General features: G+C 57.3%; 18 protein-coding genes, 5 tRNA genes and 2 rRNA genes. 15 read left to right on the top strand and 10 right to left on the bottom strand.

From position 1 onward, the window contains the following. The 6 genes from ADH66_RS02925 to ADH66_RS02900 all read left to right on the top strand — a co-directional run bounded on the left by ADH66_RS02925 (position 1) and on the right by ADH66_RS02900 (position 7219). Positions 1–453, top strand: a complete 453-nt coding sequence (locus tag ADH66_RS02925; RefSeq protein WP_066535890.1) for a GNAT family N-acetyltransferase — start codon at positions 1–3, stop codon at positions 451–453. Next, on the top strand, positions 450–2696 hold the full coding sequence (csaB, locus tag ADH66_RS02920; protein ID WP_066535893.1) for a polysaccharide pyruvyl transferase CsaB: 2247 nt from the start codon (positions 450–452) through the stop codon (positions 2694–2696). The genes ADH66_RS02925 and csaB overlap by 4 nt, the downstream gene beginning before the upstream one ends. 24 nt (positions 2697–2720) lie before the next feature. Then, complete coding sequence (locus ADH66_RS02915) at positions 2721–3659, top strand: AAA family ATPase (RefSeq protein ID WP_066535895.1); 939 nt, start codon at positions 2721–2723, stop codon at positions 3657–3659. 2 nt (positions 3660–3661) lie between these two features. Next, positions 3662–4765, top strand: coding sequence for a DUF58 domain-containing protein (locus tag ADH66_RS02910; RefSeq protein WP_066535898.1), 1104 nt, complete (start codon positions 3662–3664; stop codon positions 4763–4765). 18 nt (positions 4766–4783) lie between these two features. After that, positions 4784–5989 (top strand): DUF4129 domain-containing protein, encoded by a 1206-nt coding sequence (locus ADH66_RS02905; protein WP_066535899.1) that lies wholly within the window; start codon positions 4784–4786, stop codon positions 5987–5989. A gap of 108 nt (positions 5990–6097) precedes the next feature. Continuing rightward, entirely contained in the window at positions 6098–7219 is a 1122-nt protein-coding gene (locus tag ADH66_RS02900) for an aldo/keto reductase (RefSeq protein WP_066535900.1), read from the top strand. A 41-nt stretch (positions 7220–7260) separates the two neighbouring features. Here ADH66_RS02900 and ADH66_RS02895 read toward each other — a convergent pair whose 3' ends face one another. From ADH66_RS02895 to ADH66_RS02860, 8 genes are all read right to left on the bottom strand, one after another. Continuing rightward, on the bottom strand, positions 7261–7740 hold the full coding sequence (locus ADH66_RS02895) for a GNAT family N-acetyltransferase (protein WP_066535906.1): 480 nt from the start codon (positions 7738–7740) through the stop codon (positions 7261–7263). A 107-nt stretch (positions 7741–7847) separates the two neighbouring features. Beyond that, a tRNA-Asn gene (locus tag ADH66_RS02890) sits at positions 7848–7923 on the bottom strand. Positions 7924–8006: 83 nt separating this feature from the next. Then, positions 8007–8081, bottom strand: a tRNA-Glu gene (locus tag ADH66_RS02885). A 3-nt stretch (positions 8082–8084) separates the two neighbouring features. Next, positions 8085–8160 (bottom strand) — tRNA-Lys (locus ADH66_RS02880). 97 nt (positions 8161–8257) lie between these two features. Then, positions 8258–11088: ribosomal RNA gene (locus ADH66_RS02875) — 23S ribosomal RNA — on the bottom strand. A 239-nt stretch (positions 11089–11327) separates the two neighbouring features. Next, positions 11328–11404: transfer RNA gene (locus ADH66_RS02870), tRNA-Ile, on the bottom strand. A gap of 30 nt (positions 11405–11434) precedes the next feature. After that, positions 11435–11510 (bottom strand) — tRNA-Ala (locus tag ADH66_RS02865). Between the two features lie 199 nt (positions 11511–11709). Beyond that, positions 11710–13243, bottom strand: a 16S ribosomal RNA gene (locus tag ADH66_RS02860). Together the 16S and 23S rRNA genes with 5 tRNA genes alongside form the textbook arrangement of a ribosomal RNA operon. 536 nt (positions 13244–13779) lie before the next feature. Between ADH66_RS02860 and metA the strand changes: the two genes are divergently transcribed. From metA to ADH66_RS02830, 6 genes are read left to right on the top strand one after another with little or no spacing between them, the layout of a single operon-like run. After that, entirely contained in the window at positions 13780–14703 is a 924-nt protein-coding gene (gene metA / locus ADH66_RS02855; protein WP_066535908.1) for a homoserine O-acetyltransferase MetA, read from the top strand. Beyond that, a complete protein-coding gene (locus ADH66_RS02850; RefSeq protein WP_066535910.1) occupies positions 14700–15164 on the top strand; it encodes a hypothetical protein in 465 nt (154 codons plus the stop codon). Before metA ends, ADH66_RS02850 begins: the two co-directional genes overlap by 4 nt. After that, positions 15161–15790, top strand: coding sequence for an HAD family hydrolase (locus ADH66_RS02845; protein ID WP_217958311.1), 630 nt, complete (start codon positions 15161–15163; stop codon positions 15788–15790). The genes ADH66_RS02850 and ADH66_RS02845 overlap by 4 nt, the downstream gene beginning before the upstream one ends. Continuing rightward, positions 15787–16377, top strand: coding sequence for a GNAT family N-acetyltransferase (locus tag ADH66_RS02840; protein WP_066535912.1), 591 nt, complete (start codon positions 15787–15789; stop codon positions 16375–16377). The genes ADH66_RS02845 and ADH66_RS02840 overlap by 4 nt, the downstream gene beginning before the upstream one ends. A gap of 37 nt (positions 16378–16414) precedes the next feature. Next, entirely contained in the window at positions 16415–17011 is a 597-nt protein-coding gene (locus ADH66_RS02835; protein ID WP_066535915.1) for a sigma-70 family RNA polymerase sigma factor, read from the top strand. Further along, positions 17008–17310 carry a zinc-ribbon domain containing protein gene (locus ADH66_RS02830; protein ID WP_066535916.1) on the top strand — a complete coding sequence of 101 codons (303 nt, stop codon included), beginning with the start codon at positions 17008–17010 and terminating at the stop codon, positions 17308–17310. The genes ADH66_RS02835 and ADH66_RS02830 overlap by 4 nt, the downstream gene beginning before the upstream one ends. A 39-nt stretch (positions 17311–17349) precedes the next feature. Here the strand turns inward: ADH66_RS02830 and ADH66_RS02825 are convergent, their stop codons facing one another. After that, positions 17350–19605: a beta-galactosidase gene (locus tag ADH66_RS02825; protein ID WP_066535918.1), complete on the bottom strand. Its 2256-nt coding sequence runs from the start codon at positions 19603–19605 to the stop codon at positions 17350–17352. A 217-nt stretch (positions 19606–19822) separates the two neighbouring features. Between ADH66_RS02825 and ADH66_RS02820 the strand changes: the two genes are divergently transcribed. Further along, positions 19823–21130, top strand: coding sequence for an FAD-dependent oxidoreductase (locus ADH66_RS02820; protein ID WP_066535920.1), 1308 nt, complete (start codon positions 19823–19825; stop codon positions 21128–21130). Positions 21131–21254: 124 nt separating this feature from the next. Here ADH66_RS02820 and ADH66_RS02815 read toward each other — a convergent pair whose 3' ends face one another. Next, positions 21255–22517: an HlyC/CorC family transporter gene (locus ADH66_RS02815; protein WP_066535922.1), complete on the bottom strand. Its 1263-nt coding sequence runs from the start codon at positions 22515–22517 to the stop codon at positions 21255–21257. A 211-nt stretch (positions 22518–22728) separates the two neighbouring features. On the opposite strand from ADH66_RS02815, the gene ADH66_RS02810 reads away from it, so the two are divergent. Further along, the gene (locus ADH66_RS02810) at positions 22729–23073 is read left to right on the top strand and encodes a YxeA family protein (protein WP_066535924.1); all 345 of its coding nucleotides are present in this window, start codon (positions 22729–22731) and stop codon (positions 23071–23073) included. A gap of 134 nt (positions 23074–23207) precedes the next feature. Then, positions 23208–24548 carry a peptidoglycan-binding protein gene (locus ADH66_RS02805; protein ID WP_157767184.1) on the top strand — a complete coding sequence of 447 codons (1341 nt, stop codon included), beginning with the start codon at positions 23208–23210 and terminating at the stop codon, positions 24546–24548. Positions 24549–24564 lie beyond the last annotated feature (16 nt).

The following is a 24564-nucleotide window of genomic DNA, read 5'->3' as shown; positions in this document are numbered from 1 at the left end:
ATGCTAAGATTTGAAATGTCCATGACCCTGCCCTCCGCCGCCCGGTCCCTGCGCCGGGAGGTATTCATGGAGGAGCAGGGCTTCTCCTACGAGTTCGACGACACCGACAACAGGGCCCTTCACCTGGTGCTGTTCGACGGCGAGGAGGCCGTCGCCTGCTGCCGTATGTTCCCCGAGGGCCCCGACTCCTGGCATATAGGCCGGGTGGCCGTTAAAGAGGACCGCCGGGGCCAGCATTTGGGCGAGGCCGTCATGAACGAGGCCGAGGCCGCCCTGGTCCTTAAAGGGGCGAAAAAAGTGGCGCTCTCCGCCCAGGTCCAGGCGGCAGGCTTCTATAAAAAGCTGGGCTATGTCCAGGTAGGGGAGGAATATCTGGACGAGCACTGCCCCCACGTGGACATGGAGAAACTGCTGGGCAGCGCTCCGGCGGGTGCAAAGGAAGGAACAAAATGAGAGTTATCCACCTTATCGGCGGCGGCGACACTGGCGGCGCAAAGACCCATGTGCTCCACCTTCTGCGGGAGCTGAACCGCTCTATCGACGCACAGCTGTTCTGCTTCATGCGAGGCGAGTTTTCCGACGACGCCCGGAAGATGGGCATACCCATCCACGTGATAGAGAGCGGCAACCCCTTTATAGGTCTTAGAGAGCTTAAAAAGCTCCTCTCCGGCCGGCAGGTGGATATTATCCACTGCCACGGGGCCCGGGGCAACCTTATGGGAAACCTCTTAAAGCACTTTATAAAAGCCCCGGTGGTCACCACCGTCCACAGCGACTATAGACTGGACTACCTGGGCCGGCCAGTTGCCCGGCTCAGCTACGGCACCACGAACCTTGTGGTCCTCCGCCGGCTCAACTACTATATCGGCGTTTCCGACCCCATGCGGGAGCTCCTTATAAAGCGTGGTTTCCCCACGGACCGCATCTACACCATCTATAACGGCATTGACTTCACGACCCCCTTAAAGCTCCGCCCAAAAGAGGAATTCTTAAAGGAACTGGGGGTCCCCTATGAACCCGGGGACGTGCTGGGCGGCATCGTTGCCCGGCTGGACCCGGTGAAGGACCACCCCACCCTGCTGCGGGCCATGAAGATTGCCTGCGGGCAGTGCCCGAACCTGAAGCTTATCTGCGCCGGGGACGGCAACACCATGGAAAAGCTCAGGGAGATGGCCCGCTCTCTGGGACTGGAGAACCGGGTGTTCTTTGTGGGCTGGGTGACGGACATTCCCTCCTTCTATAACGCCATAGATATCAACCTGCTGACCTCCCTTTCAGAGACCTTCCCCTATGCCATCACCGACGGCACCCGCTCCCATCTTCCCACAATATCCTCCCGGGTAGGCGGTGTTCCGGTGCTCATAGACCACGGGGAGAACGGTTTCCTGTTCACCCCCGGGGACGAGAAGGAGCTGGCCCGGTATCTTACAGCTTTTGCCCAGGACCCGGAGCTGCGCAAAACTATGGGCGACCGGCTCTATGAAAAGGCCAGCAAGAAGCTGTCGCTGGAAAGCATGGTGGTCTGCCAGCTGGAGATATACGAGAGCATACTGGCCCGGGAGGCCCGGAAGGGGCGCATACAGAGCCGCGAGACTCGGAGGGAGCGTCGGGACGGCGTGGTGGTCTGCGGGGCATACGGCCACGGCAACGCCGGGGACGACGCTATCCTCAAGTCCATACTCCACTCCGTGCGGGAACTGGACGAGTATGTGCCCATAACGGTGCTTGCCAAGAACACCCTGAGCATCAAGGAGCGCTATAGGGTAAACGCCGTGTACACCTTCAATATTCCGAAAATCCTCTGGCACATGAGAAAGGCCCGGCTCTATATCAACGGCGGCGGCACCCTCATACAGAACGCCACCAGCCACAGGAGCTTATGGTACTACCTCTTTACCCTCTGGGCGGCCAAGCGCTGCGGGTGCAGGGTGGCCATGTACGGCTGCGGCATAGGCCCGGTAAGAGGCGGGCGTAATATAAAGCTTGCAAGCTGGGTGCTCAACAGCTCCGTGGACTCCATCACCCTCAGGGAGCCCGACTCTATGCAGGAGCTCCGGCGTTACGGCGTGGACAGGCCCAGGATAAGCCTTGGCAGCGACCCGGCCCTGGTGCTGGAACCCGCGCCCCTCTCCCAGGCGGACAAGATACTACTGGACCGGGGGCTGGACCCGGAGGGCAGGTATATCTGTTTTCTGCTGCGTACCTGGTGGGGCTTTTACGAGAAGGCCCCGGTGCTGGCGGCGGCGGCCGAATACGCCAGGGAGAAGCTGGGGCTTACCCCCGTGTTTCTGTCCATCAACTCCCTTCAGGACGGAGCCGCGGCAAAGGCGGTTATGGACAAGATGGAGGGGCCCGGCGTACTGCTGGACGGCATAGGGAGCCCGGAGCTTCTCATCTCCCTTCTGGGCCGCATGAGCGTGGTGGTGTCCATGCGCCTGCACGGCCTGATATTCTCCTCCCTCTCCGGCGCGCCGCTGGTGGGCGTCAGCTACGACCCCAAGATAGGCTCCTTCCTCCGCTATCTGGACTACGGCCAGTGGACGGACCTGAGCGCCGTCACCGAAAGCTGGCTCGTCGCCGCCCTTGAGGAGGCGTATAGGCAGCTGCCCCGGCGGCAGGAGCTTATGGAAAAGACAAAGCGGCTCATAGAGGTGGAGAAGGTGAACCTCCAGGCCGTAAAAGAGCTTTTATTATAACCCCCGAAAGGAGCAAAACAAACTATGCAGACCCCGATCACAGCCATTAAAGAAAACATCGCAAAGGTCCTTGTGGGCCAGGAGACCGTCACCGACCTGCTGCTGACGGCCCTTATCTCAGGCGGCCACGTGCTGGTGGAGGACGTGCCCGGCATGGGCAAGACCGTGATGGCAAGGGCTCTGTCCCGGTCCATCAGCGCAAAATTCGGCCGGGTCCAGTTCACCCCGGACCTGCTGCCCTCGGATGTTACGGGCCTGAACTTTTTCGACCAGCAGCAGTCGGAATTTGTCTTCCAGCCCGGCCCGGTATTCTGCAATATCCTGCTGGCCGACGAGATAAACCGCGCCACCCCACGCACCCAGTCCAGCTTACTTGAGTGCATGGCCGAGGGCACCGTCACCGTTGACGGCGTGACCCGGGAGCTGCCGCCCCCCTTCTTCGTCATCGCCACTCAGAACCCTGTTGAAACCCTGGGCACCTATCCTCTGCCCGAGGCCCAGCTGGACCGCTTTTTAATGCGCATATCCATGGCTCCGCCCACCCCCGAGCAGGAGGTCGCTATTCTAGAGCGCTTCCGCGCCGCCGAGCCCCTTGCGGAGCTTCAGCCCGTCTGCACTCAGGAGGAGATACTGGCCCTTCAAAGGCAGTCCCGGGAGGTCTTCGTCCACAAGGTGATGATGGGTTACATAGCCTCTTTAAGCCAAGCCTCCCGCGCCATGAAGGGCGTTGAGCTGGGCATAAGCCCCCGGGGCACTCTGGCGCTCCTTCGGGCCTGTCAGTCCTACGCCCTCATACAGGGCAGGGACTTTGTCACCCCGGAGGACGTGAAGGCTGTGGCCGTGCCGGTCATAGCCCACAGACTCGACCTCAGCGGCGTCACCGGCACCGCCGGGCAGAAGAAAGCGGCGGAGGATCTCTTGAATTCCGTCACTGTCCCCACCGAGGACTGGGGGCAGAGATAGCCATGCTTATACCCCTGCTCATATCGGCGGCGGTCCTTTTGCTGCTGTTCCTCACACTCAGATGGCTCTATGACCGCTTCTGGCAGAAGGGCCTAAGCTGCCGCATCTCCTTCACCGGGGAGTACGCCGTGGAGGACGAAACCTCGACACTCTCAGAGGTTATTGTGAATCGAAAGCTCTTGCCGCTGCCCGTCCTGGAGATAAGCTTCCATATGGACAAGCGGCTCCACTTTTCCAGCGAGGAGAACTCCTCATTAAGCGACCAGACCTACCGCCGGGACGTGTTCACCGCCAGTATGCGCCAGAAGATAACCCGCACTCTGCCCTTTAAATGCGCCGGAAGGGGGTACTTCCGCATTAACGAGGCGGGGCTTACCGCCCGGGACCTGTTCCTCACCCGAAAGTACGTCTCCCATATGCCCCAGAACACGGAGTTTTACGTGCTCCCCCGGACAGTGCCCACCCACCAGATACAGATACCCTACGCCAGGATAATGGGCGAGATACTGAGCCGCAGGCGTGTCTGCGACGACCCCTTTGAGTTCGGGGGCCTCAGGGAATACTCCCGAGGCGACCCCATGAAGTACATCAACTGGAAGGCCACAGCAAGAGCCGGCAGGCTCCTTATAAACATCCACGAATCCACCCTGTCCCAGCGGGTGATACTGGCCGTGGACATGGAACAGGGCAGCGACTTTTTAAATGAGTACGCCGTCCGTATCTGCTGTTCCCTCTCGGAGCGCCTGCTCTCGGAGGGCATTGAGCTGGACCTCTACAGCAACGGCACGGATACGAAGACCGGGGAGCGCTGGAGGATGGAGAGCGTCTCCGGCTCCGGCAGCCTTCTGGCCGTAAAGAAGAAGCTGGCCTGTCTACAGTCCGGCAGCAGCCTGCCCTCTGTCTGTTCCTGCCTGCCCGCCCCCGGAGAGGATCTCTGCGTGCTCATATCCCGCAGCCAGCGGGAGGATATCGGCCTTGAGTTCTCGGAGCTTCTGGGCAAGGGGCGGGGCCTTCGGGTAATCCCTTGCGGTCTTGGCACCACCGAGGAGCAGCGGGAAAAGGTCCGGCTTTTCAAGAACATAGACACAATTTGGATGGAATTCTGACCGGGGAGGAGAGCGCTTATGAAACGTATAAAAATTCAGCATCCCCGCCGTGCCACCCTTTATGTGCTGGGCTGGCTCCACTGCGGACTGCTGGCGGCCATAATCTTCGCGGCCTTCTTCGATATGCTCGCGGGCCTCTCCGGCCTTGAGATGCTGGCACCTGAACCCGTTTTTTTCCGGGGCCTGCTCTTTTCTGTACCCACCGGGCTCTGCTGGCTGGCGATAAAGCGCCTGCGGGCCCTATGGCAGTTCCTTTTAACCGCCATAGGCCTATGCGCCCTGTCGTGGCTCCTCACCGGGCACCTGGGCGGCGCGGGGTTTATGCTGATAATGTGTATAATACGTGTCCGCTCCAGGCTTGTTGAGGAGGACGAGGGGCCCGTCGTCTCCCTTTTCGACCGCCCCAGTTATTTCGGGCTCCTGGCCTTTATTGCGGCGTTCCTGTCCAGCAGCATGATGGACAAGGGCTTTCCCAGGCTGCAATGGCTTTCTGTGCTGGGGGCTGTGCTGTATCTGCTGGTGTGCGTGGGGTATAACGGCCTTGACCGGCTGGAGGACTACCTGACCCTTAATAAAGATATGTACGGGCTGCCAGCAAAACGCATACAGCATATCGCCGGCTCCGCTCTGCTTATCGGGGTACTCCTTGCCGCCGTACTGCTTTTGCCCATGGCCGTCGGCAATACCGGCTTCGTTCAGATAAAGCTGCCGGAATTTACTCCTGTGGGCGAAACAGAGTCTACCGCCTCCACTCCTCCGCCCGCCCAATCGGATATGGACTTCTCCGCCATGATGCCCGAGGGGGTCAAGAGCTATTTCCAAATCCCCCCCATAGTGAGTTATATCTTCTTCGGGCTTATAACTGTGGCCCTTATAGCTGCCATGGTCATGGCTATAATCCACCTCTTTAAAGACTTCCGCCGCAGCTTCACCGACAGCCGGGACGTGGTGCAGTATCTAAGCCGGGACGAAAAAGAGCACGCCGGGGAGCTTGTGGAGACCCTGAGAAAGCCAAAGATATGGGACCGGTCCGTAAACGCCACTATACGCAGGAAATACCGCAAGACCCTTCTAAAGGCCGGCGAACCCCCGGAAAGCTGGATGACCCCCGCACAGGCCGAGAACGCGGCCGGGATAGCTGTGCCCACGCTGCACAGGGTTTATGAGAAGGCCCGGTACGGCCAGAAGGAGTGCACCCAGGAGGACCTGAAGGAGCTGCGTTGACGGACAGATATTCCGGGATATTTATCAAAGCGGAAAGATATCACTTGACATAGAGTCCGCTCCATATGCTATAATAGTACTTAAATCCCATGTACCAGGAGGTAAAAAATGTCTGAGAAATATTTAGGAGAGTCTATCAAAAAGCTGGGCTTCGGCCTTATGCGCCTGCCCATGCTGGGCGAGGAGATCGACATCGAACAGACCAAAAAGATGGTGGACAGCTTTATGTCCAAGGGCTTTACATACTTTGACACCGCCTACGTCTATATCGGCGGCAAATCCGAGGTGGCCCTGGGCGAGGCTGTGGTGGACCGCTATCCCCGGGACAGCTTCCAGTGCGCAACAAAGCTGCCCATCTGGGACCTGAAGGACCGTTCCGACATGGAGCGTATTTTTCAGGAGTCCCTTGACCGGGCCCATCTTGACTACTATGACTTCTATCTTCTCCATGCTCTGGGCAAGGAAAGCGCGGAGAAGTCCGAGAAACTGGGGGCCTGGGAATTTTTGAAGGAGCTCAAGGAGCAGGGTAAGGCCAAGCATATCGGCTTTTCCTTCCACGACTCCGCAGACGTACTGGAGGATATCCTCTCAAAGCACCCCGAAGCCGAGTTCGTTCAGCTCCAAATAAACTACGCCGACTGGGACAGCGACGGCGTACAGTCCCGCAAGTGCTATGAGGTGGCGAGGAAGTACGGCAAGTCCGTCATTATCATGGAGCCTGTCAAGGGCGGGGCTCTGGCTACCATGACCCCGGAGGTACAGGAGATATTCAAAAAGGCAGACCCCAACGCCTCCGTGGCGTCCTGGGCGGTACGCTATTGCGCGTCCCTTGAGGGGCTTATAACCGTGCTCTCGGGCATGAGCGATGAGGCCCAGATGAACGATAACCTCAACTATATGGAGAGCTTCAAGCCCCTCGACGAAAGCGAACAGAAGGTTGTGGCGCAGGTGGTGGAGGTGCTCAAAAACCTGCCCACCATTCCCTGCACCGCCTGCAAATACTGTGTGGACGGCTGCCCGCAGAAGATAAATATCCCCGGAGTGTTCAGCGCCATGAATCAGCTGACCCTCTACGGCGACGAGAAGCGCGCCAAAGGACACTACAGCAACGCCACCAAGGACGGCGGCAAGGCCGGGGAGTGCATACAGTGCGGGGCCTGCCAGGGCCACTGCCCCCAGCACCTGGAGATAATCGAGCTCCTGAAGGACGCTGCTGAAAAGCTAGGCTAACCAAAAAAATTCGAGGACTGCCTGATAGGCAGTCCTTTCTTTTACGTCAAATTCTTCAGCATAAGATACTCTTCGTCCTTCTCACCCACGGTCTCAAATCCCAGGCCAGTGTATAGCTTGCAAGCCTTAAGGTTCGCTTTCTGCACCGCCAGTGTCACCCGGTCATACCCGGCCCCACGCAGCTCCTCCAGAAGCCCCGAGAGCAGGCGCTTTCCCAGGCCCATCCCGCGATACTCCGGCAGCAGAGAGATCGCCAGAGACGGCACGCCGTCATAAATGTGCCCATAATCGTCCATCACCCGTGCCCAGGCCGTACCGACAATATTTCCGTCAGCCCGAACTGCCACAGCCACATCGCCCTGCTCCTGGCCGAACCCGTCCAGATACACCCGCAGCTCCGGCGTGTCCAAAACCTCCGGGCCCGGCGGGCACTCTCCCTCTGGCACAAAGATAGCCTGATACAAAAACCGTCTCAAAACCGCGTATTCCCACGCTTCAAGCCTGCTGATATTGATATTCACTTAATTTCCTCCAATCGTTTTTATTATCCGCGATTGGCCGAATTGCCACACATAGGCGCACCTCCTGAATAAAATAAAGCTGTCCGCGACAATTCACAGACAGCTTCTGGCTCCCCCTGTTGGACTCGAACCAACGACCCTGCGGTTAACAGCCGCATGCTCTACCGGCTGAGCTAAGGAGGAAAATAATGAGTTTTCACAAGTCCAAGGAACCCACTCAGAGTTTCACGCCAGTGAAACTCATTGAGTTCGACTTGTCGAACTCATGGTGACCCGTGCGGGAATCGAACCCACGTTTAAGGCGTGAGAGGCCTTCGTCTTAGCCGCTTGACCAACGGGCCATTTGGTGCACCATCAGGGACTCGAACCCGGGACACCCTGATTAAGAGTCAGGTGCTCTACCAACTGAGCTAATGGTGCATGGAACACAAAGTCCTGGGAAAACCGCTTATAGCAGCATATACCCTAAAAACTGGATAAAGCTAGGAAAGGAATCGAAAAAAGGGTGGGAACAAATATGGTCAAGCCCTCGGCCTATTAGTACTGCCAAGCTGAACATGTTACCATGCTTACACACGCAGCCTATCAACCTTGTAGTCTACAAGGGGCCTTACCAGCTTGAGCTGTGGGATATCTAATCTTGGAGGCGGCTTCACGCTTAGATGCTTTCAGCGTTTATCCGTTCCGCACATAGCTGCCCAGCCGTGCCATTGGCATGACAACTGGTGCGCCAGAGGTGCGTCCATCCCGGTCCTCTCGTACTAAGGACAGCTCTCCTCAAATATCCTGCGCCCACGACAGATAGGGACCGAACTGTCTCACGACGTTCTGAACCCAGCTCGCGTGCCACTTTAATCGGCGAACAGCCGAACCCTTGGGACCGAATACAGCCCCAGGATGTGACGAGCCGACATCGAGGTGCCAAACCTCCCCGTCGATGTGAACTCTTGGGGGAGATCAGCCTGTTATCCCCAGGGTAGCTTTTATCCGTTGAGCGACGGCAATTCCACTCTCATACCGCCGGATCACTAACTCCAACTTTCGTTACTGCTCGGACCGTCATCCTCGCAGTTAGGCCAGCTTATGCGTTTACACTCAGTAGCACGGTTTCCATCCGTGCCGAGCTGACCTTTGAGCGCCTCCGTTACTCTTTTGGAGGCGACCGCCCCAGTCAAACTGCCCACCTAACAATGTCCCCCGGCCGGATTCACGGCCGCAGGTTAGAATTCCAACAATCTAAGGGTGGTATCCCAAGGGTGGCTCCCTACAAGCTGGCGCCCGTAGTTCGTAGCCTCCCACCTATCCTGTACATAAATTATCGAAACCCAATATTAAGCTGCAGTAAAGCTCCATGGGGTCTTTCCGTCTTGTCGCGGGTAACCGGCATCTTCACCGGTACTACAATTTCGCCGGGCGGGTAATTGAGACAGTGCCCAGATCGTTACACCATTCGTGCGGGTCGGAACTTACCCGACAAGGAATTTCGCTACCTTAGGACCGTTATAGTTACGGCCGCCGTTTACTGGGGCTTCAATTCAATGCTCTCACATCTCCTCTTAACCTTCCAGCACCGGGCAGGTGTCAGCCCCTATACGTCATCTTTCGATTTAGCAGAGACCTGTGTTTTTGCTAAACAGTCGCCTGGGCCTATTCTCTGCGGCCACATCTCTGTGGCATCCCTTCTTCCGAAGTTACGGGATCAATTTGCCGAGTTCCTTAACTACCCTTCTCCCGTTGGCCTTAGAATCCTCTTCCTGTCTACCTGTGTCGGTTTGCGGTACGGGCGCCTTGGATATACACAAGACTTTTCTCGCCCCCTTCTAAGCACGCTTCCCTACTTGATTTCGGTCCCTTTCGCCCGGGGCAACCATCGCCCGGGTCGTGCCCTTCCAGGGTGTCCTCTTGCTTAAATCCTTCGGCGGCTACGGAATTTCCACCGTATGTGCATCGGCTACGCCTCTCGGCCTCACCTTAGCTCCCGGCTAACTTGGAGCGGACGAACCTTCCTCCAAAAACCTCAGACTTTCGGCCAATATGATTCTCACATATTTCTCGCTACTCATTCCGGCATTCTCACTCGTATAAAGTCCACCAGCGCTTCCGCTCTGACTTCACCCCTTATACGACGCTCTCCTACCATTCCTTACGGAATCCCAAGCTTCGGTGTACACTTTAGCCCCGTTAAATTTTCGGCGCAGGGCCACTCGACCAGTGAGCTATTACGCACTCTTTTAATGAGTGGCTGCTTCTGAGCCAACATCCTGGTTGTCTGTGCAACCCCACATCCTTTTCCACTGAAGTGTACTTTGGGACCTTAGCTGTGGGTCTGGGCTGTTTCCCTTTCGACAATGAAACTTATCTCCCACTGTCTGACTCCTGTACATCAATTATCCGGCATTCAGAGTTTGATAGGCTTCGGTACCCTCTCGGGCCCTAGGCCATTCAGTGCTTTACCTCCGGTAATCTAATACAAGGCTAGTCCTAAAACTATTTCGGAGAGAACCAGCTATCTCCGGGTTCGATTGGAATTTCTCCGCTACCCACACCTCATCCGCTACCATTTCAACGGGAGTCGGTTCGGTCCTCCATGGAGTTTTACCTCCACTTCAACCTGGACATGGGTAGGTCACCCGGTTTCGGGTCGAATACAACTGACTTCATACGCCCTATTCAGACTCGCTCTCGCTACGGCTCCGAGCCTTAAGCTCTTAACCTCGCCAGTTACATTCACTCGCCGGACCATTCTACAAAAGGTACCCGATCACCCATTGACGGGCTCTCGGTGCTTGTAAGCACAAGGTTTCAGGTTCTATTTCACTCCCCTCCCGGGGTACTTTTCACCTTTCCTTCACAGTACTATACTCTATCGGTCACCAGGTAGTATTTAGGCTTGGAGGGTGGTCCCCCCATATTCCCACCGGGTTCCACGTGCCCGGCGGTACTCTGGATACAGCCAGCTCACTTTGCCTTTCGTCTACGTGACTCTCACACTGTCTCGTCAGCCTTCCCATGCTGTTCAACTAGGCTCCATGATACATATAGCTGTCCAAACCCCGGGGATATTACTACCCCCGGTTTGGCCTCCTCCGCGTTCGCTCGCCACTACTAGCGGAATCTCGGTTGATTTCTCTTCCTCGCCCTACTTAGATGTTTCAGTTCAGGCGGTTCCCCTCGTATGGCTATGTATTCACCATACGATGACTGGACATGACTCCAGCCGGATTGCTCCATTCGGATATCCGCGGATCAAAGCCTACTTACGGCTCCCCGCGGCTTTTCGCAGTTAATCGCGTCCTTCTTCGGCTCCTGGTGCCAAGGCATTCCCCTTGCGCTCTTTGTAGCTTGACCATGTGTTCTCATAAAGTTTCGCTTTGAATAAGCTTTACTTTACCCTTTAGAAATTGCAGTTCTTACCTTAACAAGTCATGAGCTGCATAGCAACTCAAAAGACTATATCTCAGTTAAAACTCTCGATTTCTGTCTTCTTCGCTTTATCCAGTTTTCAAGGTACACCTGACTTGACTCCGCTTACGCTCCGTCAAGTCGTCAAGTTTCCCTCTGTAGGAAAACCTTTGGCCTTTCGGCCTTGGTGGGCTTAAGTGGACTCGAACCACCGACCTCACGCTTATCAGGCGTGTGCTCTAACCTGCTGAGCTATAAGCCCATAAGTTTGGGTTTTGTCTACTCTCTGCCCTGGTGGAGATGAACGGGTTCGAACCGATGACCCCCTGCTTGCAAAGCAGGTGCTCTCCCAGCTGAGCTACACCCCCATACTCGAAAGGTGTTCCCTTTCCTCTCCTTGAAGATCCCTGTTACTCAAGAGATTTACACATTACTGTAAATCTCTGTGACATTGGAGCACTAACTCCAATGTCAAGGACCCTCAAAATTAAACAACGAATCCGGTTTCTCGACTCCGTGCCGACCTAGGATGTTAGACCAAGTTATTCCTCAATCAGTTCTCCATAGAAAGGAGGTGATCCAGCCGCACCTTCCGATACGGCTACCTTGTTACGACTTCACCCCAGTCATCAATCCTGCCTTCGGCAGCGCCCCCCTTGCGGTTAGGCTACTGACTTCGGGCATTACCGACTTCCATGGTGTGACGGGCGGTGTGTACAAGGCCCGGGAACGTATTCACCGCGGCATGCTGATCCGCGATTACTAGCAATTCCAACTTCACGCAGGCGGGTTGCAGCCTGCGATCCGAACTGGGACCATTTTTAGGGTTTTGCTCTGCCTCGCGGCTTTGCCTCCCTCTGTTAATGGCCATTGTAGTACGTGTGAGGCCCAGGTCATAAGGGGCATGATGATTTGACATCATCCCCACCTTCCTCCGTTTTGTCAACGGCGGTCCTGCTAGAGTGCTCTTGCGTAGCAACTAACAGTAAGGGTTGCGCTCGTTGCGGGACTTAACCCAACATCTCACGACACGAGCTGACGACAACCATGCACCACCTGTCTCCGCTTTCCCCGAAGGGCACCTAACGTATCTCTACCTCGTTAGCGGGATGTCAAGACCTGGTAAGGTTCTTCGCGTTGCATCGAATTAATCCACATACTCCACTGCTTGTGCGGGCCCCCGTCAATTCCTTTGAGTTTCAGCCTTGCGGCCGTACTCCCCAGGTGGATTACTTATTGTGTTAACTCCGGCACGGATGGGGTCAGTCCACCCACACCTAGTAATCATCGTTTACAGCGTGGACTACCAGGGTATCTAATCCTGTTTGCTACCCACGCTTTCGTGCCTCAGCGTCAGTTAAAGCCCAGTAGGCCGCCTTCGCCACTGGTGTTCCTCCCGATCTCTACGCATTTCACCGCTACACCGGGAATTCCGCCTACCTCTACTTCACTCAAGCTCGACAGTTTCAATAGCAGTTCATGGGTTAAGCCCATGGATTTCACTACTGACTTGCCAAGCCGCCTACGCACCCTTTACACCCAGTAAATCCGGACAACGCTCGCTCCCTACGTATTACCGCGGCTGCTGGCACGTAGTTAGCCGGAGCTTCCTCCTCTGCTACCGTCATCATCTTCACAGAGGACAGAGGTTTACAATCCGAAAACCGTCTTCCCTCACGCGGCGTTGCTGGTTCAGGGTTTCCCCCATTGACCAATATCCCTTACTGCTGCCTCCCGTAGGAGTCTGGGCCGTGTCTCAGTCCCAATGTGGCCGTCCAACCTCTCAGTCCGGCTACCGATCGTCGGCTTGGTGGGCCGTTACCCCACCAACTACCTAATCGGACGCGAGCCCATCTTTCAGCGGATTGCTCCTTTGATTATCCTACCATGCGATAAGATAATGTCATGCGGTATTAGCGTTCGTTTCCAAACGTTATCCCCCTCTGAAAGGCAGGTTGCTCACGCGTTACTCACCCGTCCGCCACTAAGATATCCAAGATTCATTACCGAAGTACTTCATCAGCGAATATCTCCGTTCGACTTGCATGTATTAGGCACGCCGCCAGCGTTCGTCCTGAGCCAGGATCAAACTCTCTAAAATATGGTATCTAAAAGCGTCTCCACTCTTAAATCAATCTTAGAGCTTTAATTTAGCTCGTTGCGAAGCGTCTAGCTTCTCTGCAGATTTCTAAGGTTCTGCTTCCTCACTCCAAGAGTATTCACTCTCAGAATTCACGGGTCGTTCTTCCTTCTTCGTTGTTTAATTTTCAAGGTCCTCGGACATTACCTTCGCTGACGCTCCGGTAAGTCCCGGAGTTTCCCTCAGCCGCGAAGCGGCTGCCTTTTCCTGCGGAAAAGTACCGGTGAACTCCTGCGCTCTACTTGACCCTCTCCAGCTCGCTTCGCTTTCGCTCTCGCTCGCCTTTTTTCGGGCCGCTCTCTCGAGCGCTTGACTATCTTACCACACTACTCCCCGTTTGTCAACACCTTTTTTTAAATTTTTTCAAAAAACTTTTTTGGGCTCTCCTGCTGTACATCCGCAGGCTTGTGTGTTATAATGTATTATATCTGCCAAATCCCCTTTTGTCAAGGGCTTTTCGCGGGATTTCGGCAAATCCTTTATGAAAGGTCAACGCCATGCCCATACGTATACAGGCCGACCTTCCGGCTATTGAGGTGCTGGAGGCCGAGAATATTTTTGTGATGACCTATGACCGGGCCGCCGGCCAGGATATCCGCCCACTCAAAATAGCCCTTCTCAACCTGATGCCCACCAAGACTGAGACCGAGACCCAGCTGCTGCGGCTTTTGGGCAATACTCCTTTACAGGTGGACGTGGAGCTGCTGCACCCTGCAAGCCACGTCAGTAAGAACACCAGTTCCTCCTACCTTCAGAAATACTATAAAACCTTCGACCAGGTGAAGGGCCAGCGCTTTGACGGCCTCATTATTACCGGCGCGCCTGTGGAAAAGCTCCCCTTCGAGGAGGTGGACTACTGGACCGAGATGTGCCGGATAATGGACTGGACAAGGACGAATGTCTACTCGACCCTATATATATGTTGGGGCGCCCAGGCCGGGCTCTACTACCATTACGGTATAGAAAAGCACCCCCTGCACGAAAAACTCAGCGGCATATATAACCACCAGGTGCTGAACCCCTACCACCCCCTGATGCGCGGCTTCGACGACAACTACTTCGCCCCCCACTCGCGCTATACGACTGTGTACCTGGAGGACGTGAAGGCCCACAGGGAGCTGCTGCCCCTGGCCGTGTCCGATATAGCCGGTCTGCACATTGTGGCCGAGAAGGGCGGGCGCAGGATATTCGTCACCGGCCACGCGGAATATGACAGGGACACCCTTGCCAAAGAATACTTCCGGGATGTGAACCGGGGCCTTGAGCCAAAGATTCCCTATAACTACTTCCCCGGCGGCGACCCCGCCAAAACTCCCGCCTTTACCTGGCGCAGCAACGCCCATCTGCTGGTGTCCAACTGGCTGAATTACTATGTATACCAGCAGGTGCCCTATGACTTCATCGGGGAGGAACACGCATGAAAATATTGGCCTCAGAGCTAAGCTCGCTCCTATATAACGAGGGAGCCTCCCTTGCAGGCTTCGGTGATATCTCCGCTCTCGGGCATGATGGCTATACCTCCTGCGTGGCCCTTGCCGTGAAGATACCGGCAGGGGTAATTGCCGGAATCAAGGACGGCCCCACCAGGGAATATTTCGACCAGTACCGCACCCTTAACTCAAGGCTGGACTCTCTGGCGAAGCTGGCCGCCAAGTACCTCTCGGAGCGCGGCCATAGGGCCCTGGCCCAGACCACCACTGCTGTGGCCGAGTCAGCCGGCTACCGCACCTCCAGGGAGAGTCTTGTGGACGTGGAGGCCTGCCGCAGCTCCGCCCGAGCCCTGGCATGGGAGCGGCTCCATGAGCGGATAACCCTCTGCGGGAAATGTATAGAGGTGTGCCCTTACACAAGGGCTTACCTCAAGAAGGAGAATATGCTATGATAAAATGCGACAGCGTGCTGTTCGACCTGGACGGCACTCTCTGGGACACCACCGCCGCCCTCGCTGAAGTCTGGCAGACGGTGCTGCTGGACGAGCCCGACGCCAGGAGGACACTCACCCGGGAGGATATGGCCGGCGTAATGGGTATGACCTCCACGGAGCTTATGCGCACCCTGTTCCCCAGCCTGTCGGCGGAGAGGGGCAGAGAGCTTTTCGACAAGCTTTGCATAGCCGAGGACGATTACCTGCGTGAACACGGCGGCATACTGTATGCGGGCCTTGAGGATACCTTAAAAGCTCTCTCTCAAAGGTTCCCCCTGGCTATAATCAGCAACTGCGGCCCGGAGTATATCCCCACCTTTTTTGAGGCCCACGGTCTGCAAAAATACTTCAGCGACTGGGAGTGCATAGGCCGCACCGGGCTTTCTAAAGGGGAAAATATCCGCCTGGTGGCAGAGCGCAGCGGCTTTAAGGCCCCGGTCTACGTGGGCGACACCGCCATGGACCGGGCCGCAGCAGAGAGCGCCGGGGTACCCTTTATCTTCGCCGCCTACGGCTTTGGAAATGTTGAGGGTTGTCCGAAAGTGGATATGCCCGCCGGACTTTTGGAGCTTTTGGAACTATGAACACCTCCCTGTTGTTTTCCAGTTTCCCCTTTATTACCGGTCCCAACGTGACCCTCTCCCGCATGACGGACATGGACGCCGAGGCCCTCTGGGAGGTCCTCGGCGACGAAGAAAACTTCCGTTACGCCCCCACCGGGCCCCTGCCGTCGCCGGTGCTCTGCCCCCAGAGGATGGCCCGGTACGAGGCCATGTTCCGGGACCGGGTAGCAATAGTCCTGGGCATATACCCCGGCGGCGGGGGCAACCCCCTGGGGGGCATCTTCGAGATATATAACTTCGACACCCAGATACAGAGCGTCACCGTGCGCTTCACCCTCTCCCGGCAGTACACCGGCCAGAGCTATGCCACTGGCGCCCTGCGCGCCGCGGTGGAGTACCTGATGGACAACGTGGGGGTCAACAGGATACAGGCCTATGTTCAGCCCGCCAATTATAGGGGCGTTCTGGTCCTGGAGCGGTGCGGCTTTAAAAAAGAGGGCACTATCCGGGAGGGGTTCCTTTGGCCCGACAAGGGAATAGTCGATCTGTCCCTATACTCCCTTCTGCCCACAGATGTGCGGCGGCACCCCAACTCTCACGTATTTTAAGACGCGTTTACTATAATGCCGGCAGCGAGGTGATACTATGCCCCAGGAATATGGAGCCCATGCCTATGAGCTTCTCAGCGATCTCCAGCTTTCTGAGCTGGTGCGGGGCGGCAACCCCCAGGCCTTCGTGGAGCTCTCCTCCCGATACGCTGGCCTTATCCGCAAAAAGGCCGCCCTGTTCTGCGGCCTCTCTTTTCCCGAACCCGAGGACCTTTTGCAGGAGGGCTTCCTGGGCTTATACGCCGCCGCCCTTGGGTACAGGGAGGACGGCGGGGGCAGCTTCGGCGCCTACGCCGGAGCCTGTATCTATAACCAGATGGTCAGCGCCGTGCGCAGCAGCGCCACAGCCGGCAACCGCACCCTGAACCAGGCCCTGCCCCTGGCGGAGGCCGGGGAGCTCACCGAGCGGGCCATGGGGCCCCAGGACCTGGTGGAGACCCGTGAGCAGTTCGACAGTATGTGGCGGCTGGAGCTGACCCCTCTGGAGCGCCGGGTGCTGAACCTATACCTCTCGGGCTGCCGGCGGGCGGAGGTGCAGGAGCGGTCCGGGATATCCCTAAAAACCTTTGACAACGCCCTGTACCGCATAAGGAGCAAGCTGCGCCGGGGCAGAGAGGAGGATAAAGCGCCATGACAGCCGAGGAAAAAATACTGAAATGCCGCCAGTGCGGCCGGGACTTCCTTTTCACCCCCGAGGAGCAGGCTTTCTACTCAAAGCACGGCTACGGCAGCCCCCGCCGGTGCAAGGACTGCCGCCGTGCCGCCCGACTGCAAAAGGCCGGCAGGGTATACTCCGGGGTCTGCGCCGCCTGCGGCAAAGAGGCCCGGGTGGCGTTTCCGCCCGCAAAGGAGACCCTTGTCTACTGCGGCGACTGCTGGGCGCAGATAGCCGCGGAGCGCAGATCCATGAGAAAAACGCGCGGCAGCCGGTAAGGGCCTCCGCGCCTTTTTGCCGGAAAAATCCCCGGGGCATTACCTCCCCAAGCCTATCTCATACACCGGGCAGAGCTCCGCTCTGTGCAGACCCGCCACGCTCTTTCCGATCTCCTCCAGCCGCCCAGCCATAGGCGACTCCACCTTCACGTTAGCCCCCTCCTTCAGCGGGGTTATGGCAATAACCATAGGCTCCTCCCTCAGCTCCCCGGCAAGCTCCCGCAAGCCAATCTCCCAAGGCGCGCCATTGTGAAAATTGTCGCTTATCATCCGGCTGTTCAAAAAGGCGTGGGCAATGTCCCCGGCATATTCTATTTTCAGCAGCACGTCCTTCGCACCACCCATGAGGTTTTCTGGCAGCTTCAGAGTATACCTGCTGGGGCCCGCCTGCTCCACTGTGACCGCCCCCTCCTGCCAGTTTTCTGTGACAAAACGGTACTCGCCCAGAGGCCCCTGCACCGTGTGCTCTCCCCCAAGACTGTCCGCCGGGTAGCAATAGACAGTGTTCTCCGGCTCCATGGTCTCCAGGCGCAGGCCGGTTTCGTCCTCCAGCAGGGCCTCTGTGGTAAACACCAGCCGCCCGCTGTCCACAATATACATCTGCTCAGCCATATCCCGGCTCAGCACCAGCACCTTCGCCTGCTTTTCACCCTGGGTAACGGCGAACTCCTCGGCGGTCAGGCCGTCCGGGCATATAAAAATATTGCTCCCGTCCACTTCGGCCCCCTCCGCGAAGACAAACTCACCCTTCATGCCCTTGGGCACAAGAAACACATACACGCCCCCGCCATCACGTTCAATGCGCGTGATGGGCTGGGCGTTGGCCTGCACTAGCTTTATGCCGTCCAGGTCCATATGGAAGGGCAAAATACAGTTCTCCTCCGCCGCTATGCCGAAGCTGAAGGTAAGGGGGCCACCCTCCATCTCAAGGGTGACTGTCTCCTCTATGCGGTCATGGGTAGTGCAGTGGTCTTGAAAATTGTTCACGAAAAGGAAGCCCCGCCGTCCATCCGTGCGCACGGCGAAGCGCAGGGTGTCCGTATCGTTGGGGTCAATACTGGAGGCCCCCTCCGGCAGGACTGTGGGCAGGCTGCAGAGCTCCCTGGCAAAGGAGCGCACAAAGTAGTGCAGCAGCTTTGTGCGCTTATAGGACTCCCGAACCTGACCGAACTCCCCTAAGACAGCCTGGTAGTCGTAGGAAATTTTGCACACTTGGCTCTCGTTGAGGTACTGACCGTTTTTTCCAATGGGATTGCTGCCTCCCTGGTACATATAGTACCCCAGAAAGTTACAGCCCGAGCCCAGCTTCACGTTGGCCATGGCATCCACCGACTTGTAAGGAAGCTGGAAGCGGTAATTATAGCTGCACATCATCCCGCCGCCCATCTCGCAGCAGGCGTATGGGCGGGTCTCAGGCTTGTATTTGGGCCGGAAGTCATCGGTGCATACTATGCCGTTTTTATGGTAGTCCTGATAGACATACTGTTCCGTTGCCGGGTGCTCGCCCTTGTGGGAGTAGAACAGCCAGGGCCTGTAGGCGTAGCCGCCCCAGAGGGGCAGCATGGAGTCCGGGGCGGGGGCGTTCCCCCAGCCGGTGCAGGTATAGAACACCGGGCGCAGGCCGCACTCCCGGGCAAGCTCCTTGAGCCGGAGCAGATAAGCCTCACCCTCGTCGCCGCCAAAGGCCCACTCGTTGGAGATGCCCGTGGTCATCTCCCAGGGCGCAGAGGAGGCCATGTACTCGTTGTCTATCTGCACCCCGATTATCGGCCCGCCGTCCCCGAAGAACAGTCCCTTCACCTGCCCGGCGACCTCCGTGTATAGCCGCTGCACACAGGCAAGGAAGCCCGGGCTCAGCCTGCGCACCTCAAAAGGCTTGCCATAGAGCCAATCAGGCAGGCCGCCGTTGCGCACCTCCCCGTGGTCAAAGGGCCCCGAGCGCAGGATCACGTACAGCCCGTGCTTGCGGCAGAGCTCCACGAACCGCCGCAGGTCCCGCCGCCCGGTAAAGTCGAAGCTGCCCTCCGTCTCCTCGTGGTGGTTCCAGAAAATATAGGTGGCCACGATGTTCACGCCGCCCAGCTTCATCTTGATGAGCTCGTCCTCCCAGCGCGCCGGCTCCATGCGGCTGAAGTGGAACTCACCGCTCACGCCGAAGAAGGGCCGGCCGTCTTGCTCCATGTAGTAGTTGTTGACGGAGAGAGTGGTGCCCTGCGGGCTTTTGCCGGAGAAATCGTCCCCCAGCGGATATAAATTTTTTGCGTGGGTGTCTAGCAGTGAAAGCTTATAATTCATTATACATACCTCCTGAGTATGTGCAGGAAAACCTACCGGATTTGAGTTTATTGTATCTGGTTTATCGGGCATATGCAAGCGCTTTTTTGCGGTGGTGTTTATGAAAAATGCTCTCTTAAAACGAACACGGCCCTCCAGGTCCTCCCTCTGTACATAATTCCCAAATAAACTGGTATCCTATAGTAGATTAGCTTTAACCTATTTATGAGGTGAGGATATGGATTCACTTTGGGCAAAGACCTCCGGACTGCCACAATTCGAGCCCTTGAATAAGGAGCTTCGCACAGATGTGCTGATTATCGGCGGAGGGATGGCCGGGGTACTGTGCGCATATTATCTGGCCGGGGCCGGGGTGGATTATGCGCTGGTGGAGGCCGGCAGGATATGCGGCGGCATTACAAAAAATACAACGGCCAAAATTACGTCCCAGCACGGGCTGATATATGACAAGCTTATAAAAAGCTTTGGCCTTGAGACCGCCCGGCTGTATCTGAGGGCCAACCAGGAGGCTTTGGCCCGGTTTCGGGAGCTTTGCAGGAATATAGACTGTGACTTTGAGGAAAAGGACGCTTTTGTCTACTCCTTGACGGACCGGCGCAAGATAGAGCGGGAAATTGCCGCGCTGGAGCGTTTGGGGTTCCCGGCGGTTTTTGAGGAGCGGCTGCCCCTGCCCTTTTCTGTTGCGGGGGCTGTGCGGTTCCCCGGGCAGGCCCAGTTCCATCCTCTGAAATTTATCGGCTCCCTTGTCCGGGGCCTGCGGATTTTTGAGCACACCAAGGTACTGGAGCTGGGTCCGGGCAAAGCCGTCACCACAGGCGGTACTGTTTCGGCTGATAAAATCATTATCGCCACCCACTTCCCCATACTGAATAAGCACGGGGGGTATTTCCTTAAACTATACCAGCAGCGTTCCTACGTGCTGGCCCTTGAGGGCGCGCCGGACCTGGGCGGGATGTATATAGACGAGCAGCCCCAGGGCCTGTCGTTCCGTAATTACGGCGGGGCCCTGCTTTTGGGGGGCGGCAGCCACCGCACCGGCAAACCCGGCGGCTGGCAGGAATTAGAGTCCTTTGCCCGGAGACACTATCCCGGCACGAGGAGCACCGCCCGCTGGGCCACCCAGGACTGCATGAGCCTGGACGGCGTTCCCTATATCGGACAGTACGCAAAGGGCACCCCAGACCTTTACACGGCGACCGGGTTCAACAAATGGGGGATGACCTCCTCCATGGCAGCGGCCACACTGTTAAGGGACCTCGTGCTGGGCAGAGCAAACGAATATGCCCAGGTGTTTAGGCCCTCCCGGCGTGCGCTCCGCCCCCAGCTGGCAGTCAATGGGTTTGAGGCCGCCGTCAGCCTGCTGACCCCCACCGTACCCCGCTGTCCGCATATGGGCTGCGCCCTAAAGTACAACGCAGCGGAGCACAGCTGGGACTGCCCGTGCCACGGCTCCCGCTTTGGGCAGGACGGGGCACTGATAGACAACCCCGCTACGGACGATATAGCAGACGCGTTTGAGAAGTGAAGGCGGGCGGTCTTTGAGTTACAAATATTTCACATTTCCGTATTGGCAGTAAAGAGGCCGCCGTGGAGCATAACTCCGCAGCGGCCTCTTTTAATTTCTATATTCAATCGGCTAGATGGGCCCCCTACTTATCCTCGCCCTGGTGCCGGGGTATGACCTTCACCCTGATTTCCTCCGCCCGGTTTCCCCCGGCCTTGGTCACAAGGAAGTGTATGTTCTCATACTGGAGGCTGTCGCCCGCCTGGGGTATGCGGTCCAGCTGCTCGGCCAGCCATCCGTTGACAGTGGAGGCCTCTGTCTCGCAGTCCAGGTGCAGCACCTGGAACAGGTCGTCGGTATCTGCCGAGCCGTAGACCCGGTAGAAGCCCTCCCCGATGGGTAGGATGCCCTCCTGCTCCACGTCGTCGTGCTCGTCCCATATCTCCCCCACCAGCTCCTCTATCACGTCCTCAAGGGTGACGATGCCCTCTGTGCCGCCGAATTCGTCCACTATCACCGCCATATGCTGCTTCTTCTGCTGCAAAAGGCGCAGAAGGTCCGATATCTTCATGGAGGGCGGGATAAACTCTGCGGGCTTCAATATAGACGTCAGGTCCCGCTCGTTGACCCATATCCGGGAGAAAAAGTCCTTCTCGTGTATCACGCCGATTATGCTGTCGATGGTGTCGTCGTACACCGGCAGCCGGGAATAGCCGGTCTCCCGGAAGGTGAGAGCCGCCTGGTCGGGGCCCGCATCCCGGGGCAGGGCCTCCACGTCCACCCGGGGTGTCATTATCTCGATGGCCTGGATATCGTCGAACTCGATGACGTTGCGCAGCATGGCGCTCTCGCTCTTGTCAATGCCGCCGTCCTGCTCCGCCTCCTCCACAAGGGTCAGGAGCTCGTCGTCGGTGACCCCCCTGTCCGGGGCCGGGCGCACCAGCCTTGAAAGGCCCTTTTTCAGCTGGGTAAACAGGAAGTTCACCGGCTTGAGCGCCACCATCAGCGCCCGGATAATGGGCGCCGATATCATGGCGAAGCTCTCAGCGTTCTCCTTCGCCATACTCTTGGGTGATATCTCGCCGAAGATAAGCACCACCAGGGTCATAACGATGGTGGACACCGTGGGCCCGCTGGCGTCCCCCAGGGCCTTTACGAAGAGGAGGGTGGAGATGGTGGTGCTGGCAATGTTCACCAGGTTATTTCCCACCAAAATTGTGGAGAGCAGCTCGTCATAGTTCTCGGAGAGCTCATAGGCCAGCTTCGCCCGTTTGTTTCCGGCGTTCATAAGGTTCTTCAGCCGTATGCGGTTCAAAGACGAGAAAGCCGTTTCGGTGGCTGAAAAGTAGGCCGAGCCAAAAATCAGCACTATCAGAACGAGTATGAGCGTGGTACTGTGACTGTCCATAGAGGAGAAAACCAACACCTTTACAATAAAATTTCGTCCATTATAACATAACCCTTTGGAAAAAGCAAGGGATATGCGGAGGAGAGACGGCCCGGCCTTACAAAACCGTAAGCTTCGGGCGCAAAATGTAAGGGAAATCGATGGACGGCGGGAGGGGCCGTGGCTATAATATTATAGCTAGACCAAATACATTTCACAGAAAGGGAAAGCTATGAAAGTAAAAATACTCGCAGTGGTACTGCTGATCCTGGTCCTGGCGGCGGGCGCGTTTGTCCTCTTGAACCACATGGAGAACTATAACGAGTTCTTCTACACAAAGGTGGACAACAGCAGGGTGAAGGAGCTCAATGTCCGGGCGGACGAGGAGATGAAGTTCGAGTACAGTCTGGACTGCTGCGACGAAAGCGGGAAAAAGCGCGAGCTGAAGTTCAAAACGGACCGGGAGCTGAGGGAGGGCGCTTACCTCTCCCTGGAGGTCAGGTCCCTGGGCGTGCACAGTTGGGAGGAGGTTGAGTACGAAGCCCTGCCGGAGAAGGTGAAGGAGAAGCTGAAATAGGAAAAGAGGGGCCGCCTTTTTAGAGGCGGCCCCCTATCTTTCCCCAAATTTCCCCATAAGACTTGCATAAAGCCGGTGCATTTGTTATAATGTCTGTGTATATTGCCAATTCTGAAAGTGAGCGAGGAACGTATATGATGGTTAAAAAACTTTTCGCGGCCGTACTTTGCATCTCTCTGTGCCTTATGTGCATGGCGGGCTGCTCCAACGTGGGGGACCTGGTCTCCGGCACGCCGGTGGGCGAGTTCCCTGTGGAGATAAACGGAGTTACCATAAGCGCCAAGCCTCAGAAGGTGGTGGTGCTCTCCCCCAGCCTTGCGGACGTGGTGCTGGCCCTGGACTGTGAGACACAGCTTCTGGCGGGGGCCCAGGGCTGCACCCAGGAGGCCCTGGGAAAGCTCCAGAAGGTGGACGCCGGGGACGCTTCGGCCATTGCCGCCCTTGGCCCGGACCTGGTACTGGTGGACCCTGCCTGCGCCGGGGCGGAGCAGGCCCTGAGGGCCGAGGGGCTTACGGTTTTGAACATAGCCCCCGCCGTGAACCGTGAGGACTTCGAGCGGCTGTATTCCCAGGTGTCCTCGGCCCTAAACGGCGGCGGTCCCGGGTATGACCAGGGCATCGACTGCGCCCAGAGCGTTTTTAGGACCCTGGATGATATAAACCGCCTGATACCCCAGAAGGACACCGTTACCACCGGGTGCTACCTCTATGACCTGAACGGCTCCGCCGTCACGGGGGATATGCTGGGCACCACCATCATGACCTACTCCGGAGTGACAAATATCTTCAGCAGCCTCTCCGGCGGCCAGTACGGCGAGGACGACCTGCGGGTCTCCAACCCCAGCGTCATCTTCTGCCGTCCGGGGCTTATGGAGGAACTCAAAAGCGACAGCAGGTACAATAACCTGATGGCCGTGCGCGAGGGCAATGTTATTGAGCTCGAGCCCAGCGTCATGGAGTGGCAGGGCCGCACGGTGGTCACCGCCGCGCTGGCTATAAGCGGCGGCGCGTATCCGGAGCTGTTGGAGGAGAGCTCCATCGGGGAGAACACCGACCCCACCAGCAAGATAGAGGATACTGTGAGCTCTGCCCTTGCAAGCGCGGAGCCCCAGGGCGGCAGCAGCGCCCCGGCGTATGAGCAGCTGAACCCGGAGGACCAGAGCGAGGACGTGTACAAGATGCAGGAGCGCCTGGAGGAGCTGGGGTTCCTGGACGCGGAGTATGACGGCTACTACGGGGACCACACCACCGAGTGCGTCAAGGAGTTCCAGCGGGTGAATGGCCTGGAGCAGACGGGCGTGGCGGACGCAGACACCCTTAAAAGGCTGTACTCTACCCTGGCAAAGGACAAGGACGGCAAATCCTTAGCCACCCAGAACGCGCCCACCGGCGGGCCCAACGAAAATAACAGCGATAATAGTACCAGCAGCGACAGCAGTACCAGCAGTGATGACAGCGCCGGCAGCGAGGGCTGAGATATAAGAGAGGTAA

The sequence above is a fragment of the Acutalibacter muris genome, assembly GCF_002201475.1.
Lineage (GTDB): Bacteria > Bacillota > Clostridia > Oscillospirales > Acutalibacteraceae > Acutalibacter > Acutalibacter muris.
The sequence above is the reverse complement of the archived record's forward strand: the minus strand, read 5'-3'. Positions and strand labels throughout refer to the sequence as shown.

Coding starts and splice junctions, on each gene's coding strand:
- ADH66_RS02925 (WP_066535890.1), top strand. CDS start 1: ATGCTAAGATTTGAAATGTCCATGACCCTGCCCTCCGCCGCCCGGTCC.
- csaB (WP_066535893.1), top strand. CDS start 450: ATGAGAGTTATCCACCTTATCGGCGGCGGCGACACTGGCGGCGCAAAG.
- ADH66_RS02915 (WP_066535895.1), top strand. CDS start 2,721: ATGCAGACCCCGATCACAGCCATTAAAGAAAACATCGCAAAGGTCCTT.
- ADH66_RS02910 (WP_066535898.1), top strand. CDS start 3,662: ATGCTTATACCCCTGCTCATATCGGCGGCGGTCCTTTTGCTGCTGTTC.
- ADH66_RS02905 (WP_066535899.1), top strand. CDS start 4,784: ATGAAACGTATAAAAATTCAGCATCCCCGCCGTGCCACCCTTTATGTG.
- ADH66_RS02900 (WP_066535900.1), top strand. CDS start 6,098: ATGTCTGAGAAATATTTAGGAGAGTCTATCAAAAAGCTGGGCTTCGGC.
- metA (WP_066535908.1), top strand. CDS start 13,780: ATGCCCATACGTATACAGGCCGACCTTCCGGCTATTGAGGTGCTGGAG.
- ADH66_RS02850 (WP_066535910.1), top strand. CDS start 14,700: ATGAAAATATTGGCCTCAGAGCTAAGCTCGCTCCTATATAACGAGGGA.
- ADH66_RS02845 (WP_217958311.1), top strand. CDS start 15,161: ATGATAAAATGCGACAGCGTGCTGTTCGACCTGGACGGCACTCTCTGG.
- ADH66_RS02840 (WP_066535912.1), top strand. CDS start 15,787: ATGAACACCTCCCTGTTGTTTTCCAGTTTCCCCTTTATTACCGGTCCC.
- ADH66_RS02835 (WP_066535915.1), top strand. CDS start 16,415: ATGCCCCAGGAATATGGAGCCCATGCCTATGAGCTTCTCAGCGATCTC.
- ADH66_RS02830 (WP_066535916.1), top strand. CDS start 17,008: ATGACAGCCGAGGAAAAAATACTGAAATGCCGCCAGTGCGGCCGGGAC.
- ADH66_RS02825 (WP_066535918.1), bottom strand. CDS start 19,605: ATGAATTATAAGCTTTCACTGCTAGACACCCACGCAAAAAATTTATAT.
- ADH66_RS02820 (WP_066535920.1), top strand. CDS start 19,823: ATGGATTCACTTTGGGCAAAGACCTCCGGACTGCCACAATTCGAGCCC.
- ADH66_RS02815 (WP_066535922.1), bottom strand. CDS start 22,517: ATGGACAGTCACAGTACCACGCTCATACTCGTTCTGATAGTGCTGATT.
- ADH66_RS02810 (WP_066535924.1), top strand. CDS start 22,729: ATGAAAGTAAAAATACTCGCAGTGGTACTGCTGATCCTGGTCCTGGCG.
- ADH66_RS02805 (WP_157767184.1), top strand. CDS start 23,208: ATGATGGTTAAAAAACTTTTCGCGGCCGTACTTTGCATCTCTCTGTGC.